The 15772-nt window shown below is 73.7% G+C and carries 17 protein-coding genes; 9 read left to right on the top strand and 8 right to left on the bottom strand.

Annotation, left to right across the window (positions count from 1 at the left end; genetic code table 11):
- Nucleotides 1-38: 38 nt before the first annotated feature.
- Nucleotides 39-794 (top strand): hypothetical protein, encoded by a 756-nt coding sequence (locus ACTWM8_RS03515; protein ID WP_446212533.1) that lies wholly within the window; start codon nucleotides 39-41, stop codon nucleotides 792-794.
- 12 nt (nucleotides 795-806) lie between these two features.
- Here ACTWM8_RS03515 and ACTWM8_RS03510 read toward each other — a convergent pair whose 3' ends face one another.
- The gene (locus tag ACTWM8_RS03510; protein ID WP_088964115.1) at nucleotides 807-2003 is read right to left on the bottom strand and encodes an acyl-CoA dehydrogenase family protein; all 1197 of its coding nucleotides are present in this window, start codon (nucleotides 2001-2003) and stop codon (nucleotides 807-809) included.
- Nucleotides 2004-2183: 180 nt separating this feature from the next.
- On the opposite strand from ACTWM8_RS03510, the gene ACTWM8_RS03505 reads away from it, so the two are divergent.
- Nucleotides 2184-2765 carry a DUF4190 domain-containing protein gene (locus tag ACTWM8_RS03505; RefSeq protein WP_446212532.1) on the top strand — a complete coding sequence of 194 codons (582 nt, stop codon included), beginning with the start codon at nucleotides 2184-2186 and terminating at the stop codon, nucleotides 2763-2765.
- Nucleotides 2766-2777: 12 nt separating this feature from the next.
- Here the strand turns inward: ACTWM8_RS03505 and ACTWM8_RS03500 are convergent, their stop codons facing one another.
- Nucleotides 2778-3683, bottom strand: coding sequence for an SDR family NAD(P)-dependent oxidoreductase (locus ACTWM8_RS03500; protein WP_446212531.1), 906 nt, complete (start codon nucleotides 3681-3683; stop codon nucleotides 2778-2780).
- Between the two features lie 112 nt (nucleotides 3684-3795).
- Between ACTWM8_RS03500 and ACTWM8_RS03495 the strand changes: the two genes are divergently transcribed.
- On the top strand, nucleotides 3796-4272 hold the full coding sequence (locus ACTWM8_RS03495) for a DUF4190 domain-containing protein (protein ID WP_446212530.1): 477 nt from the start codon (nucleotides 3796-3798) through the stop codon (nucleotides 4270-4272).
- A 41-nt stretch (nucleotides 4273-4313) separates the two neighbouring features.
- Here the strand turns inward: ACTWM8_RS03495 and ACTWM8_RS03490 are convergent, their stop codons facing one another.
- Nucleotides 4314-5270: an HpcH/HpaI aldolase/citrate lyase family protein gene (locus ACTWM8_RS03490; RefSeq protein ID WP_446212529.1), complete on the bottom strand. Its 957-nt coding sequence runs from the start codon at nucleotides 5268-5270 to the stop codon at nucleotides 4314-4316.
- Nucleotides 5271-5401: 131 nt separating this feature from the next.
- Between ACTWM8_RS03490 and ACTWM8_RS03485 the strand changes: the two genes are divergently transcribed.
- Nucleotides 5402-6226, top strand: a complete 825-nt coding sequence (locus ACTWM8_RS03485; RefSeq protein ID WP_446212528.1) for an SDR family NAD(P)-dependent oxidoreductase — start codon at nucleotides 5402-5404, stop codon at nucleotides 6224-6226.
- Complete coding sequence (locus ACTWM8_RS03480) at nucleotides 6223-6516, top strand: hypothetical protein (protein WP_446212527.1); 294 nt, start codon at nucleotides 6223-6225, stop codon at nucleotides 6514-6516. The genes ACTWM8_RS03485 and ACTWM8_RS03480 overlap by 4 nt, the downstream gene beginning before the upstream one ends.
- Nucleotides 6517-6537: 21 nt before the next feature.
- Here the strand turns inward: ACTWM8_RS03480 and ACTWM8_RS03475 are convergent, their stop codons facing one another.
- Both ACTWM8_RS03475 and ACTWM8_RS03470 read right to left on the bottom strand, forming a co-directional pair.
- Complete coding sequence (locus ACTWM8_RS03475) at nucleotides 6538-8688, bottom strand: APC family permease (RefSeq protein ID WP_446212526.1); 2151 nt, start codon at nucleotides 8686-8688, stop codon at nucleotides 6538-6540.
- Between the two features lie 85 nt (nucleotides 8689-8773).
- Nucleotides 8774-9739, bottom strand: a complete 966-nt coding sequence (locus tag ACTWM8_RS03470; protein ID WP_446212525.1) for a DMT family transporter — start codon at nucleotides 9737-9739, stop codon at nucleotides 8774-8776.
- Between the two features lie 97 nt (nucleotides 9740-9836).
- Here ACTWM8_RS03470 and ACTWM8_RS03465 point away from each other — a divergent pair, with 97 nt between their 5' ends.
- Complete coding sequence (locus tag ACTWM8_RS03465) at nucleotides 9837-10535, top strand: HAD family hydrolase (RefSeq protein ID WP_446212524.1); 699 nt, start codon at nucleotides 9837-9839, stop codon at nucleotides 10533-10535.
- 16 nt (nucleotides 10536-10551) lie between these two features.
- Here ACTWM8_RS03465 and ACTWM8_RS03460 read toward each other — a convergent pair whose 3' ends face one another.
- A complete protein-coding gene (locus ACTWM8_RS03460; RefSeq protein ID WP_446214452.1) occupies nucleotides 10552-11016 on the bottom strand; it encodes a hypothetical protein in 465 nt (154 codons plus the stop codon).
- An 89-nt stretch (nucleotides 11017-11105) separates the two neighbouring features.
- On the bottom strand, nucleotides 11106-11975 hold the full coding sequence (locus tag ACTWM8_RS03455; protein ID WP_446212523.1) for a PhzF family phenazine biosynthesis protein: 870 nt from the start codon (nucleotides 11973-11975) through the stop codon (nucleotides 11106-11108).
- A gap of 33 nt (nucleotides 11976-12008) precedes the next feature.
- On the opposite strand from ACTWM8_RS03455, the gene ACTWM8_RS03450 reads away from it, so the two are divergent.
- The 3 genes from ACTWM8_RS03450 to ACTWM8_RS03440 all read left to right on the top strand — a co-directional run bounded on the left by ACTWM8_RS03450 (nucleotide 12009) and on the right by ACTWM8_RS03440 (nucleotide 15135).
- On the top strand, nucleotides 12009-13292 hold the full coding sequence (locus ACTWM8_RS03450) for a magnesium transporter MgtE N-terminal domain-containing protein (RefSeq protein WP_377604792.1): 1284 nt from the start codon (nucleotides 12009-12011) through the stop codon (nucleotides 13290-13292).
- Nucleotides 13285-13887, top strand: coding sequence for a DUF1003 domain-containing protein (locus ACTWM8_RS03445; RefSeq protein ID WP_154939861.1), 603 nt, complete (start codon nucleotides 13285-13287; stop codon nucleotides 13885-13887). Before ACTWM8_RS03450 ends, ACTWM8_RS03445 begins: the two co-directional genes overlap by 8 nt.
- A 99-nt stretch (nucleotides 13888-13986) precedes the next feature.
- Nucleotides 13987-15135 carry an Mrp/NBP35 family ATP-binding protein gene (locus ACTWM8_RS03440; RefSeq protein ID WP_088964126.1) on the top strand — a complete coding sequence of 383 codons (1149 nt, stop codon included), beginning with the start codon at nucleotides 13987-13989 and terminating at the stop codon, nucleotides 15133-15135.
- Nucleotides 15136-15330: 195 nt separating this feature from the next.
- On the opposite strand, the gene ACTWM8_RS03435 is transcribed toward ACTWM8_RS03440, so the two are convergent.
- A complete protein-coding gene (locus ACTWM8_RS03435; protein WP_446212522.1) occupies nucleotides 15331-15753 on the bottom strand; it encodes a preprotein translocase subunit TatB in 423 nt (140 codons plus the stop codon).
- Nucleotides 15754-15772: the final 19 nt, after the last annotated feature.

Raw genomic sequence — 15772 nt, 5'->3', positions numbered from 1 at the left:
AGCCCGGACTGCTGGCGGCCGGACCGTACCCTGCGCCCATGCCTCTGCTGCGGACGCCGCGCCTGCGCCTGCCCCCGGCCCGGGACGGGCTCTGGTCGCGTCGGCTGCTCTCCCTGGCGGTCGCCGCGGTGGTCACGGTGGCGGTGGCCGCGCCGCTGCTGGCGCTGTCCCGGTCCACCACCTTCGACGGCTTCGCCTGCGTCTGGCTGGTGTTCGGCGTGAACCACCTGGGACGGCGCTGGTGGCCGCGGCGGAACGGCCGGCTGGCCTGGACGGCCCGGGTGGCCGGCCGGGACGCGGTCGAGCCGGGGCTGGTGGCCCGGCGGTCGCTGGCCGGCTGGGTGGATGTCCTGGCGGACCTGACCCTGGTGGCCGGGACGGCGGTGGTGATCACCTCGTGGTTCCCGGCCGACCGGGAGTGGGGCCGGATCGTCCGGACGCTGCTGGTCCTCGGCGCGGCGGCGGCGGTGGGACGGATCGCCTACCAGGAGGCGCGGTTCACCGGCCGGTTGGCGCTGACCGCCGGCGGGATCCGCTACGGCAGCCAGTCCTACGACTGGTCCAACATCGACCGGGTCAGCCTGCACAAGCGGGACGGCCGGCTGAACGGGGTACGGCTGCGACCGGTCAGGTGGCCGTCGCTGGAACCGGCGCCGGTGGTGGGTGGTCGGGACACCGCCGTGCCCGAGCAGCGGCTGGCCGCCGCGATCGAGGAGTACCGGTCGCGCCCGTACGTGCTGGCGGGCGGGCCGGTCACCGCGCCGGAGCCGGCTGTCGAGCCGGCCGGTCGGTGACCGGCGCACCGGTCAGAGCTTGTACTCCTTGAGCAGGCCCCGGGAGATGATGGTCTTCTGGATCTCCGAGGTGCCCTCGCCGATGAGCAGGAAGGGCGCCTCCCGCATCAGCCGCTCGATCTCGTACTCCTTGGAGTAGCCGTAGCCGCCGTGGATGCGGAACGCCTCCTGGACGACCTCGGCGCAGTACTCCGAGGCGAGCAGCTTGGCCATGCCGGCCTCGACGTCGTTGCGCTGGCCGGCGTCCTTGAGCCGGGCGGCGTTGACCATGAGCGCGTGGGCGGCCTCGATCTTGGTGCCCATCTCGGCGAGCTTGAAGGCGATGGCCTGGTGCTTCGCGAGCGGCTGGCCGAAGGTGCGGCGCTGCTGGGCGTACTGGACGGCCAGCTCGAAGGCGCGGATGGAGATGCCGCAGGCCCGGGCGGCCACGTTGACCCGGCCGACCTCGATGCCGTCCATCATCTGGTAGAAGCCGCGACCGACCTTGTCCGCGCCGCCGAGGACGGCGGACGCGGGGACGGTGACGCCGTCGAGCACCATCTCGGTGGTCTCGACGCCCTTGTAGCCCATCTTGTCGATCTTGCCGGGGATGGTCAGGCCGGGCGCGGTCTCGCCGAAGCCGGGCTCCTTCTCCAGCAGGAAGGTGCTCATGTTGCCGTAGACCGACTCCGCGCCGGTGTCGGTCTTGACCAGGGTGGCCACCACCGACGAGTACGCCCCGTTGGTCAGCCACATCTTCTGGCCGTTGAGGACGTAGTTGTCGCCGTCGCGGACGGCCTTCGACTTGATCGCCGAGACGTCGGAGCCGGTCTCCGGCTCTGACATCGAGAACGCGCCGCGCACCTCGCCGGTGGCCATCTTCGGCAGCAGCCGGGCCTTCTGCTCGGCGGAGCCGTGCTGGGAGATCAGGTACGCCACGATGAAGTGGGTGTTGACGATGCCGGAGATCGACATCCAGCCCCGCGACAGCTGCTCGACCACCAGGGCGTAGGTCAGCAGGGACTCGCCCAGGCCGCCGTACTCCTCGTCGATGGTGAGACCGAACAGGCCCATCTCCCGCATCCCGTCGAGGATGTCGGTCGGGTACTCGTCGGCGTGCTCCAGCCGCTGCGCGTGCGGGATGATCTCCTTGTCGGCGAACTCCCGGACGGTTTCCAGGATCGACCGCTGCACGTCGGTCAGGCCGGGCGTCTGGGCGAGTCTGGCCATCTCAGCCTCCGGGGGATCGGCGCATTACTCATGGGTAACTGAACGCTCGGTCAGTATCGGCCCCGGGACCGTCGAGGCCAAGGTGACCAGTCCACACAACCGCTGTGAAAAGGTTCACCGCTGCGGGTAGCGTCCGCAAGAGAGAGGCGCTGTGACCTGCGGCGGAGGAGGCGAACGGACGTGAGTCATCCACCACCCGGCGAGCCGGAGCAGCCGCCGTCGCCGTACGAGCAGCCGGGCCAGCCCTCCGGGCTGCCCCAGTGGGGCCAGCAGCCGGAGCAGCAGCAGTGGGGCCAGCAGCCCGACCAGCCGCAGCGGGGGCAGCCGCAGGAGCAGCCGCAGTGGGGGCAGCCGCAGGAGCAGCCGCAGTGGGGGCAACAGCCCGAGCAGCAGCAGTGGGGCCAGCAGTCGGGCCAGCCGCAGTGGGGGCAGCCGCAGGAGCACCAGCAGTGGGCGCAGCAGCCGGCGTACCCGCCGCAGGGCCCGTACGGCCAGTACGGCCCGCCACCGGGAGGCGGCGGCGGACCGAACACCATGGCGATCCTGTCGCTGGTCTTCGCCTTCGTCTTCGCCCCGGCCGGGATCGTCCTCGGCCACCTGGCGAAGCGGCAGATCCGGCGCACCGGCGAGGACGGTGACCAGCTCGCCACCTGGGGGCTGATCCTCAGCTACGTCTTCACCGCGATCGGCCTGCTCGTCTGCTGCGGCTGGATCGGCCTCGCCATCTGGGCCAACTCCGACGGCGGCGGCACCTACAACTGACCCCGGCGAGGGTCAGCGGAACTGCGCCTCGCGGACGCTGTTGCCGCCGTCCACCACCAGCATCTGGCCGGTGATGTACGAGGCGGCCGGCGAGCAGAGGAAGGTGATGGCGGCAGCCACCTCGTCGGGGGTGCCGGGGCGCCCGACCGGGGTCCCCATCCCCTGCTTGATCTCGGCCACCGTCGAGGCCGCCGTGTAGATGGTGCCCGGGGCCACCGCGTTCACGGTCACCCCGTCGGCGATCATCTCCATCGCCAGGGCACGGGTCAGCCCGACCACGCCGGCCTTGGCCGCCGCGTACGCCGCCTCGGTGGGCAGCGCGTTCACCGGCCCGGCGGTCGCCGCCAGGTTCACGATCCGCCCCCAGCCGCGCTCGGCCATCCCACCGATGAAGGCGCGGCTGCACAGGAACGCGGTGGTCAGGTTCCGGTCGATCTCGCCCCGCCACTCGTCGTAGCTGAGCTGGGCCACCGGGCGCAGCACCTCGGGACTGGCCCGGCTGGCCAGGCCCGCGTTGTTGACCAGCACCTCGACGTCGCCGAGCTGCTCGGCCACCGCGTCGGCGAGTGCGCCGACCTCGGACTCGTCGGTGAGGTCGGCGACGAAGCCGGTGACGCCCAGCTCGCCGGCCCGTTCGTGGATCCGCCGGGTGGTGGAGACGATCGCCACCCGGGCGCCCAGGTCGGCCAGCCGGCGGGCGGTCGCGTACCCGATGCCGTCGGGGCTGCCCGCGCCGGTGACCAGGGCGACCCGCCCGTCCAGCCGCATGGTGACCGGCTCGGCCACCGGCACCGGCTCGTCCTGGTCGTCCGGCCCGGCGGTGGCGACGGCGCGGGTGCGCCGGGCCAGCCCGGGACGGCTCACGTCCCGCCTCGATCGGCTGCCGGAACGGTCCGCACCACGCGCGTCGATAGCCATGCCGAGATCCTGCCCGCTCGGGACGTCCCGGGCAACGCGGCACCACGGGGACCTCGGGTTTGTCCGGTCATGACTACCCTGACGGCGCACCCACACGCGACGGAGAGACTTGATGACCTATCCCCCACCGCCCGGCGGCTGGCACGACCCGTCGGCCGATCCGACCCTGCCCGTCAGTGGCCAGCCCATTCCCGCCCAGCCGACCGGCAGGGACCCGTACGCCCCGGCCGACCCGTACGCCGGCGCCGTTCCGGCCCAGGCCGGCCCGGTCGACCCGTACGCGATGGCCGGCTACCCGGCGGCCGCCTACCCGGCGTACGGCCAGCCGGTGGCGAAGACCAACAGCATGGCGATCGCCGCGCTGGTGCTCTCGCTGGTCGGCTTCGCCTCCTGCATCACCGCGCCGGTCGGCGCGATCCTCGGCCACGTCGCCATGAAGCAGATCCGCCAGACCGGTGAGGGCGGCGAGGGCATGGCCAAGGCGGCCATCATCGTCGGCTGGATCCTGACCGGCCTGCTGATGCTGCTGCTCGCGTTCTACGTCGTGGTCATCGTGCTCGCGGTGATGGACGCCTCCAGCACCTCCTGACCGCCGGGGCCGCCCCGGTCGCCCGGGGCGGCCCGACCGGTTCACTCGGAGGGCGGGGTGAAACTGGAGGTGCGGGTCATCCCGGCGGCGCGCCCCTTGGCGGAGATCACCAGGGCCATCTTGCGGGACGCCTCGTCGATCATCTCGTCGCCGAGCATCACCGCGCCGAGCTTGCCGCCGGCCTCCGAGGTGTAGTGCTCGTACGCGTCGAGGATCAGCTCGGCGTGGTCGTAGTCGGCCTGGGCCGGCTGGTAGACCTCGTTGGCGGCGTCGATCTGGCCGGGGTGCAGCACCCACTTGCCGTCGAAGCCCAGCGCCGCGGAGCGCTTGGCCACCTCGCGGAACGCGTCGACGTCGCGGATCTGCAGGAACGGGCCGTCGATGGCCTGCTTGTCGTGCATCCGGGCGGCCATCAGGATCCGCATCAGGATGTAGTGGTAGGGGTCGCCCGGGTAGTCCGGGATCAGCGCGCCGACCACCAGCGACTTCATGTTGATCGAGGCCATGAAGTCGGCCGGGCCGAAGATGATGGTCTCGACCCGGGGCGAGGCGGCGGCGATGGCGTCGACGTTGACCAGGCCGGCCGCGTTCTCGATCTGCGCCTCGATGCCGATCCGGCCGACCTCCAGGCCCAGGGTCTTCTCGATCTGGGTCAGCGTCAGGTCCAGCCACTGCACCTGGGCGGCGTTCTGCACCTTCGGCAGCATGATGCAGTCGAGGTTCGCGCCGGCGCCCTCGACCACCTCGATGACGTCCCGGTAGGTCCACGGGGTGGTCAGGTCGTTGACCCGGACCACCCGGGTCTTGCCGGCCCAGTCGCCCTCGTTGAGCGCCGCGACGATGTTCTTGCGGGCGTCCGGCTTGGCCAGCGGGGCGACCGCGTCCTCCAGGTCGAGGAAGACCTGGTCGGCGGGGAGGCCCTGGGCCTTGCCGAGCATCTTGACGCTGGAACCCGGCACGGCGAGGCAGGACCGGCGGGGGCGACCGACTGCGGCCATAGGATGCGCTCCTTCCAGCGTCCGGCGGGCACGCCGACGCCACCTGGATGACGAGAAACGAGAACTTAACGATCCCAAAGGGCGTTGTGACGCCACGGTAACCTCGTGCCGTGACCGGGGTGAATGGACCTGTGGAAGATCTCACTGACCGTCGGACCGTGGTGGTGACCGGGGCCAGCTCCGGCATCGGCCTGGCCGCCGCGACGGCCCTGGCCCGCCGGGGCGACCGGGTCGTGCTGGTCGGGCGGGACCCGGCCCGACTCCAGGCCGCCGGGGACCGGGTACGGGAGGCCTGCGGCGAGCGCCCCGAGCTGTTCCGCGCCGACTTCGCGGTGCTCGACGACGTACGCGGGCTCGCCGAGCGGTTGCGGGCCGCGTACGACCGGATCGACGTGCTGGTCAACAACGCCGGGGCGATCGTGCTGGAACCGCTCACGACCGTGGACGGCTTCGAACTCTCCATGCAGGCCAACCACCTGGCCCCGTTCCTGCTGAGCAACCTGCTGGCCGACCGGATCGGCCGGATGGTGGTGACGGCCTCCGGCGCGCACCGCAGCGGTGCGCTCGACCCGGACGACCTGAACGCCACGCTGCGCCCGTACCGGCCGATCCGCGCGTACGGCACCAGCAAGCAGGCGAACATCCTGTTCACCGCGGAGGCGGCCCGACGCTGGCCGGACGTCCGGTCGTACTGCTTCCACCCCGGGGTGGTGCGGACCCGGTTCGGGGCGGACAGCCGGCTGGTCGCCCTCGGCATGCGGCTGCTGCCGTTCCGCAGCCCGGAGCGGGGCGCGGAGACACTGGTCTGGCTGGCCAACCAGGACCCGTCCCGGCTGGTCGACGGCGCCTACTACGCCGACCGGAAGCTGCGCCGGCCGCTGCGCAAGGCGGCCGACCCGCAGCTCGCCGCCCGGCTCTGGACGGCCAGCGCCGAGGCCGTCGGCATCGACGGATGAGCGCGCCGGGCGAGGAACTCTTCCTGGTGGCGGTGGTCGACCTGGCACCCGACGCCGTCGACGCCGGCCACCGGTACGAGGACGCCGTGCTCGGTCTGCTCGGGCGGCACGGCGGACGGCTGGAACGGCGGTTGCACAGCACCGACGAACGCACCGAGGTGCACCTCATCCGGTTCGCCTCGCGGGCCGGGCTGGCGGGGTTCCTGGCCGACCCGGACCGGCTGGCCCAGCGGGCGGCGATCGGCGACGCGGCGCCGACCACCCGGGTGATCGAGGTCCACGACCGCTGACCGCCCACCGGCCCCCGGCGCTCACTCGGTGAGGTGCACCGGGACGCTGGTGACCACCACCCCCGGCAGCGGCCGCAACGCCCGGCGCAGCCGCTGCTCGGTCCGGCTGTGCAGCGGGCGGTGCCAGCTCCGGCGCAGCACCACCTCCGGCACGATCACGGTCAGCACCAGCTCCGGCCCGGTGTCGTGCAGCGCCTCCAGGTAGTGCGCCAGCGGCCCGATCACCGCCCGGTACGGCGACACGATGGTCTCCAGCCGCACGTGGTCCCCCCAGGCCCGCCACTGCTCGCGGAACCGGTCCGCCTCCGCCTCCTCAGGCGCGATGTGCACCGCCAGGGTCGGCTGGCCCAGCGACACCGCGTACGCCAGCGCCCGCAGCGAAGCCCGGTTGAGCCGGGCCATCGGGACCACCACCAGGTGGCGTACCTGTTGGGGCAGTTCCTCGCCCTCGGCGGGCCCGGCGGCGACGGGCGCGACCGGCGGCGGGTGCAGGGCCAGCGCGGCGTGCAGGTTCCGGTAGTGCCGGTGCACCCGGTGGAAGAGCAGCACCAGCAGCGGTACGGCGATCACCACCACCCAGGCGCCCTCGGTGAACTTGGCGACCGCCGCGGTGACGAGCACCAGCCCGGAGAGCGTGGCGCCGACCGCGTTGAGCACCAGCCGGCGCGGCCAGCCGGCCCCGCGCCGGCGGCGCCAGTGCACCACCATCCCGGCCTGGGAGAGGGTGAAGGCGAGGAACACCCCGACCGCGTAGAGCGGGATCAGCCGCTCGGTGTACCCGCCGAAGGCGACGAAGACCAACGCGGCGGTCGCGGCGAGCGCGACCAGGCCGTCGCTGAACGCCAGCCGGTCCCCCATGTGCAGGAAGCGGCGCGGCGCGTGGCCGGCCCGGGCCATGAAGAACAGTAGCCGGGGGAAGTCGTTGAAGGCGGTGTTCGCGGCCAGCAGCAGGATCAGCGCGGTGGCGGCCTGGATCAGGCCGTACCAGGGGCCGGTCGGGAAGGTGGCCCGGGCCAGCTGGGACAGCAGGGTCTGGTCCGGCCTCGGCACCAGGCCGGCCAGGTGGATCAGCAGGGTGAGCGCGGCGAAGAGCAGCACCAGCATCGCCACCATCCAGCCCAGCGTGGTGCGGGCGTTGCGCCACTCCGGCGGGCGGAACGCCGGGACCGCGTTGGACACCGCCTCGATGCCGGTCATCGAGACCGCGCCCGAGGCGAAGGCCCGCAGCACCAGCAGCAGGCCGAGCCCCTCGGCCGCCGGCACCGCCGGCGGCGGCACCGGCGTGAAGCCGCGCCCGGCCGCCCGCAGGTAGCCGACCACCAGCAACGCCAGCAGCGCGACCACGAAGACGTACGTGGGGAGCACGAAGATGTTGCCGGCGGTCCGGACCCCGCGCAGGTTGCCGGCGAGCAGCACGGCGATCACCAGCACGCCGAGCGGCACGGCGAACGGCGCCAGCCCGGGCAGCGCCGAGGTGATCGCGTGCACCCCGGCGGCCACCGAGACCGCCACGGTCAGCACGTAGTCGAGCATCAGCCCGGCGGCGGCGGTCAGCCCCGCCCCGGCGCCCAGGTTGTCCCCGGCGACGATGTACGACCCGGCGCCGTGCGGGTAGGCGGGGATGGTCTGCCGGTAGGAGATGCCGACCGCCACCATGAGCAGCACCAGCCCGGCGGCCAGCGGCAGGGAGAGCCCCAACGCCGCGCTGCCGGCCAGCACCAGCACGGTCAGCATCGCCTCCGGGCCGTACGCCACCGAACTGAGCAGGTCGGAGGAGAGCACCGGCAGCGCCACCAGCTTGCGCATCCGCTCGTAGATCACCGCCGCGCTGGACAGCGGCGGACCGAGGACGGCCCGGCGCAGCCGGGTCAGCGCCCGGCCGAACCGGGTGCCGGGCAGGTTGGCCGGTTCGGTGGCGACCAGTTCGTCCGGCTGCTCCCGGCGGAACATGGCGATCGGGGCCAGCCGGCCGAAGCGGGTCGGGGTGGGGCGCCCGCCGTGCCGACCGAGGGTCGGGTCGATCGGCAGCTCGCCGGGGTGGTCGGCGCGCCAGCGGTCACCGATCCGACGCAGGGTGCCCAGCTCCTCCGGGGCGAGCGGCGGGAACTCGGCCGACGGGGTGACGACGGTGCCGATGTCGGCCTCGTCCCCGTCGCCCTGTCGCCGCGCCATCTCCGCCACACCTCCCTCCGCACTCTCACGCGCGAGCGGCGGTCGTGGCGGCGGAATCGGCGTTCTCCCGAGAAGCGCGGACCGGTCAGCCGGTGGGTGGCGCGGCGTCGGCGGGGACCGGGGCCGGTGCGGGGCGGCGGCCGGCGCGGGCGCCACCGAGCACCACCACGGCCACCCCGACCAGCAGCAGGGCCAGCCCGGGCAGCGCGAGCGGGCGGGGCAGCTGGCCGAGCCAGACCCAGCCGATCAGGGCGGCGCCGGGCGCCTCCAGCAGGATCAGCACGCTGACCGTGGTGGCCGAGACGCGGCGCAGTGCGTAGTTGAACATCGAGTGCCCGAGCAGCTGGGCGCCGGCGACCAGGCCGAGGATGGCCAGCCAGGTGGCGGAGTCGTACCCGCGCAGTCGCACGCCGCCGACCAGGCACACCACCAGCAGGATCAGCGCGCACACCCCGTAGCAGATGGTGGTGTAGGTGGTGGTGCTGATGGTGGCCCGGGCGCGCTCGCCGAACGCGGTGTAGACCGCGGCGAACATGCCGCCGGTGATCGCCAGCAGGTCCCCGGCGAAGGCCCGCCCGGAGACGGCGACGTCCGCGCCGGTGGCGAGCACCGCGCCCGTCACGGCCACCGCGATGCCGACCCAGACGGCGTACGGCAGGTGGCGGCCCTGCCAGCGGGCGATCAGCCCCTGCCAGACCGGCTGGGTGGCGCCGAGCGCGGTGGCCGCGGCGACCGAGGTGAGCTGGGCGCTCGGCATCCAGGTGGCGAAGTGGGCGGCCAGCGCCACGCCGGAGAGCGCGCAGTACCAGCCCTCCCGCCGGCCCGCCCCCACGGTCAGCGCCCGGAACTCGGCCCGGCGGCGGGCCAGCGAGAACGGGCCGAGCACCGCGACCGAGAGCAGGTTGCGCCAGAACGCGACGGCCAGCGCCGGGGCCGCGGCGAAGGCGATCAGCGGGGCGGAGGAGGAGACGGCGGCGACGGCGAGCGCGAGGACGCCGACGGTCAGCGGATCCACCGTCGGACGGTGCGGGGTGGGAGACACGGAGAGCAATACTCACACAACTTCGGACACCACTTAGCGTCAACGCTCCGTTACGATCATGCGCGTCCGCACCGGCGATCCCCTCGACGTCCGGAGGCGCTTTCCCATGCCCAGGTACCCCGCGGTGCTGTTCGACTTCTTCGGCACCCTGACCCGCTGCGTCCAGCGCGGCGCGGCCCACGAAACCACCGCCGAGCTGCTCGGCTGTCCCGTCGACACGCTCGCCGCGGTCCTCGACCGCACCTTCTACCAGCGGGCCAGCGGCCGGCACGGCAACGCCGAGGCGACGCTGCGCTGGGTCTGCGCCCAGGCCGGCGTCCACCCCTCCGACGACGCCGTCCGGGCGGCGGTGGCCTCCCGGCACCGGGCGGTACGCGCCGACACCCGGCTGCGCGACGACGCGGTTCCCGCGCTCGCCGCGCTCCGGGAGCGGGGTGTCAGCACCGGCGTGGTCAGCGACTGCACCCACGAGCTGCCGGCGTTCCTGCCGCAGCTGGCCGTCGCCCCGCTGCTCGACGCGCGGGTCTTCTCCGTCCACGTCGGCCGGTGCAAGCCGGACCCGGCGCTCTACCTGGCCGCCTGCCGTCGGCTCGCCGTGCGGCCCGAGGACTGCCTCTACGTCGGTGACGGCGGCAGCCGGGAGCTGACCGGCGCGCAGCGGGCGGGGATGACCGCCGTGCGGCTGGCCGCCCCCGACCTGGCCGGGCACCTGGTCTTCGACGCCGAGCCGGACTGGCACGGCCCGGTCGTCGGTTCGCTGAGCGAGGTGGTCGAGCTGGTCGACGCGGTGCCGGTGGGTTGCTGAGCGCCGGGCCGCCGGCTCAGCGGCGGCGGACCTTGTGCAGGCGGAACGGTTTACGGGTGGCGCGCACGGCGGGAGTCTCGCGCGGCACCTCGGCCAGCGAGCCGGCCGGCAGGTCCGGGCCGGCGTCCGGCGCGCCGGCCGGGGCGAGCCGGGTCAGCGCGCAGCCGTCGGCCGCCCAGCGGGCCACCAGGTCGGCGGTGGGCCCGGAGGCGTTCAGCCGTTTGGCCGCCACCAGCGGGGCGGCGGTCTCCCACGCCTCGGTGCCCGGCGCCAGCCGGGTCACCTGGGCCGGCCAGGTGACGATCCGCCCGCCGTGGTCGCCGCGCAGGGTCACCCGCGCCTGCGCCGCGTCGGCCAGCCCGGGCGCGGACTGCTCGCCCGGCCCGCTGACCACGAAGAGCGATCCCTCCAGCGGTACGCACCACAGCGCCAGCGCCGGGCCGTCGCCGACGCTCACCCAGGCCACGGCCGCCTTCTTCATCGCCTCGTCGACCAGGGGCGTCGACACCGGGGCGTCCACCTCGTCCGTCACACCGGCATCCTCTCGTACGTGGGGCGTGCGGTCACCGGTCAACCGACGAACGGCGGGACCAGGATCTCGCCCCGGGCCACCGCCATGACCTGGCCGGAGACGGTGGCGCCGACCGCCGCCCCGTCGGCCGCGGTCACCGTGCAGGCCAGCGCCGACGGGCGGTGGATCTCGATGCCCTGGCGGACCGCGTACGCGGAGCGCCCCTCGCCGGGGAGCAGCCCGCTGGCGACCAGCCAGACGCCGAGCCCGAGGGCGGCCGAGCCGGTGGCCGGGTCCTCCGGCACGCCGAGCCCGGGCACGAAGACGCGGGCGTGCGCGGTTTGCGTCTCGGCGTCCCAGGAGAAGACGCTGACATGCTCCACCCCGTACCGTTCCGCCGCCGCCGCGTTGACCTTGGCGCGGGCCACCGCGTCCGGGCGGACCGGAAGGTAGGGGAACTCCAGCCCGCAGCCGGCCACCCGGGGCGCCGGGCCGGCGTGGTCGTCGGCGGTGAGGCCGGCCATCTCCAGCAGCGGCTCCGGGTCCAGCTCCGGCCCGAGGGTGGGGGTGCCGCCGGTCAGGGTGGCACCGGTCTCGCCGACCTCGATCGGCAGCACCCCGGCGCCGCACTCCTGGGTGATACTGCCCACACCGAACATGCCGCGCCGGCTGGCGGTGACCGCCGCGCCGACGCTGGGGTGCCCGGCGAACGGCAACTCCGCGGCCGGGGTGAAGATCCGGGCCCGGTAGGTGGCCCCGACCTGGGTGGGCGGCAGCACGAACACCGTTTCCGAGAGGTTGAACTCCTGCGCGAGCGCCTGCATCTGTTCGGTGGCGAGCCCTTCGGCGCCGAACACCACGGCCAGCGGGTTGCCGGCGAACGGGCGATCGGTGAAGACGTCCACGATCTCGTAGGCCAAGGTCGACATGTTGATAAACACTAGGCGCTTAGGCTGGTGCCCGTGAGCACGCCGAACCGGGTCTACATCGCCCGACTCGCCGGAGTCGCCGTCTTCGACCCGAACGGCGACCAGGTGGGCCGGGTGCGTGACGCGGTGGCCCGGATCCGGCCGACCCAGCGTCCCCCCGAGGTGGTGGGCCTGGTCGCCGAGATGCCGATGCGCCGGCGGATCTTCCTGTCCATCAACCGGATCACCTCCATCGACGCGGACGCGGTGGTGCTCGGCAGCGGCACCCTCAACCTGCGCCGCTTCGAGAAGCGCCCCAACGAGCTGCTGGTGCTCCAGGAGCTGCTGGACCGGCGGGTCCAGCTCGAACCGGGCGGCCAGCCGGGCGCGGTGGTCGACGTGGCGATGGAGTGCAGTCGGGGTGGCGAGTGGTCGCTGTCCCGGGTCGCCGTCCGCGAGCAGACCGGCCGGCTCACCCGCCGCGGCCACCTGCACCAGGTCGAGTGGGACCGGGTCCGCGGGCTGAGTGGCATCGCCGCCAACCGGGGTACGGCCAACCTGCTCGCCGTGCTGGAGGACATGCGTCCGGCCGACCTGGCCAACGCCCTGCAGGACCTGCCCGACGCGCGGCGCAACGAGGTCGCGGCGGCTCTCGACGACGAACGCCTCGCCGACGTGCTCAGCGAGCTGCCGGAGCACGACCAGGTGGAGATCCTCGCCGCGCTGGACCGGGAACGGGCCGCCGACGTGCTGGAGGAGATGGACCCGGACGACGCCGCTGACCTGCTCAACGAGCTGCCGCCGCCGGAGCAGGACGTGCTGCTGGACCTGATGGAGCCGAACGAGGCCGACCCGGTCCGCCAGCTGCTGCGCTACGCCTCCGGTACGGCGGGCAGCGTGATGACCTCCGAGCCGGTGATCCTGCCGCCGGACGCCACCGTCGCGGAGGCGCTCGCCCGGATCCGCGAGGAGCAGCTCTCCCCGGCCGTCGCGGCCCAGGTGTTCGTGGCCCGCGCCCCGATGACCACGCCCACCGGCCGCTACCTGGGCATGGTGCACTTCCAGCGGCTGCTCCGGGAGCCGCCGGCGGAGATGCTCGGCGGGGTGGTGGTCAACGACATCGACCCGCTGCGACCGACCACCCCACTGCCGGAGATCACCCGCCGGATGGCCACCTACGACCTGGTCGCGATGCCGGTGGTGGACCGCAACAACCGGCTGGTCGGCGCGGTCACGGTCGACGACGTGCTCGACCACTCGCTGCCGCGCGACTGGCGGGACCGGGACGCCGTACCGGCCCCGGGCCCCGCCGAGGGGACGGACGGCGCTGATGGCTGACCAGCGACGGGCCGAGCGACTGGACCAGCCGCGCGAGCCCCGGGGCGTCAAGCTGCCCCGGTTCGATCCGGAGGCCTTCGGCCGGTGGTCCGAGGGGATCGCCCGGGGCATGGGCACGGCGAACTTCATCGTCTACATGACGGTGGTCATCGCGCTCTGGTTCGGCTGGAACACCCTGGCCCCCGCGCACCTGCGCTTCGACCCGTACACCTTCACCTTCCTCACCCTGATCCTGTCGTTGCAGGCCTCGTACGCGGCCCCGCTGATCCTGCTCGCGCAGAACCGGCAGGCCGACCGGGACCGGGTGGCGCTGGAGGAGGACCGGCGGCGGGCCACCCTGCAGAAGGCCGACACGGAGTACCTGACCCGGGAGATCGCCGCGCTGCGGATCGCCATGGGTGAGGTGGCCACCCGGGACTTCCTCCGCTCCGAGCTGGCCCGGCTGGCCGAGGAGCTGGACGAGGCGGCCCAGCGCCGGCAGCGGCTGGAACGCCGGCAGCAGGAGAAGGCCGTCCGGCGGGGCGGCGAGGGTCTCGACGAGCCCCGCGACGACCTGGACGGCGACTACGCCCGCGACGGCCGGCCGGAGGGCTGACCGGCGGGGCGGCCCGGGCCCGCCGGAGGGGCCATCGATTCGCTCACACCGGCCCCGCTGCCGGCGGCGACGGATCACCGCCGACGTAGCATTGCGGGCATGTCAGCACCCGTCAGCACCATCTCCGACGCGATCCAGGCCGCCCTGGCCACCGTCAACGACCCGGAGATCCGCCGCCCGATCACGGACCTCGGCATGGTCCGCTCCGCCGTGGTCGGCGACGACGGCGTCGTACGCGTCGAGCTGCTGCTCACCGTCGCCGGCTGCCCGCTGAAGGACAAGCTGCGCTCCGACATCACCGCCGCCGTGGGGGCGGTCCCCGGCGTGACGGGCGTCGAGATCGAGTTCGGCGTGATGAGCCCCGAGCAGCGCCAGGAGCTCCAGTCGAAGCTGCGCGGCGGCAACGCCACCGAGGAGCCGGTGATCCCGTTCGCCCAGCCCGGCTCCCGGACCCGGGTGTACGCGGTGGCCAGCGGCAAGGGTGGCGTCGGCAAGTCGAGCGTGACGGTCAACCTGGCCGCCGCGCTGGCCGCCCGGGGCCTCTCGGTCGGCGTGGTCGACGCGGACATCTACGGCCACTCGGTGCCCCGGATGCTCGGCGCGGACGGCCGCCCGACCCGGGTCGAGGACATGATCATGCCGCCGCAGGCGCACGGCGTGAAGGTGATCTCGATCGGCATGTTCACCCCGGGCAACGCCGCCGTGGTGTGGCGCGGCCCGATGCTGCACCGGGCGCTCCAGCAGTTCCTCGGCGACGTCTACTGGGGCGACCTGGACGTGCTCCTGCTCGACCTGCCCCCGGGCACCGGCGACATCGCCATCTCGGTGGCTCAGCTGCTGCCGAACGCCGAGATCCTGGTGGTGACCACGCCGCAGGCCGCGGCCGCCGAGGTCGCCGAGCGGGCCGGCGCGATCGCCCTGCAGACCCACCAGCGGGTGGTCGGCGTCATCGAGAACATGGCCTGGCTGGAGCTGCCCGACGGCTCGCGGATGGAGGTCTTCGGCGCCGGTGGCGGCCAGGCCGTGGCCGAGTCGCTGAGCCGGACGATCGGCGCGCAGGTGCCGCTGCTGGGTCAGATCCCGCTCGACACCCGGGTACGCGAGGGCGGCGACGCCGGCAACCCGATCGTGCTGGCCGAGCCGGACGCCCCCGCCTCCAAGGCGCTGGCCCAGATCGCCGACCGCCTCGCCGTCCGCCGCGAGTCCCTGCTCGGCAAGCCCCTCGGCCTCAAGCCCGCCGGCCGCTGACCCCGCCCCACCCCACCCGCGCGCTCCGCGCGCCCCAAGATCCGCGCAAATACAGAGAAAGAGTGGCCTTCCGCGCTCGGGAGGCCACTCTTTCTCTGTAAGTGCACGCTCCGCGCGCCCTGCCCGGGTCGTGCGCGAAGCGCGCGGGACGGGGGCGTGGTGCGGGGTGCGGTCGGGTGGGGAGTGCGGGACGCGTCAGGTGGCGTCGTCGTAGCTGGGGCGGGGGGCCGGGGCGGGCGCGCCGCCCGTGGCGGTGGCCTTGCGGCCGCCCCTGCCGCGCGGATCGGCGGCGTCGGCGACGTCCTTGATCTCGTTGTGCACGCCGGTCACGTCCGCCCGCAGGTTGTCGTAGACGCCCTGCAACGGCTTCCGGATCGCCTGCTCGTCCTCTTCGCTGAGCAGGTGCTTGCGGATGAACGCCTTGGGGTGCAGGTCCTCCAGCTGGATGTCGGTGCCCAGCTCGCGACTCAGGTCGCCGGTCGCGTTGCGGGCCATGCCGCGCAGGTTGCGGACCATCCGCAGGCCGTCGTTGATGACGTTGGGCAGCCGGTCACCGAAGATCAGCAGCGCCAGGAGCAGCAGCGCACCGATCTCCCACCAGTTCAGGTTGTCGAGCACTGCTGGGGCCTCCTCGTCG

It is taken from the genome of Micromonospora sp. IBSANI012, from assembly GCF_052814045.1.
This window is presented reverse-complemented; position numbering and strand designations above follow the sequence as displayed.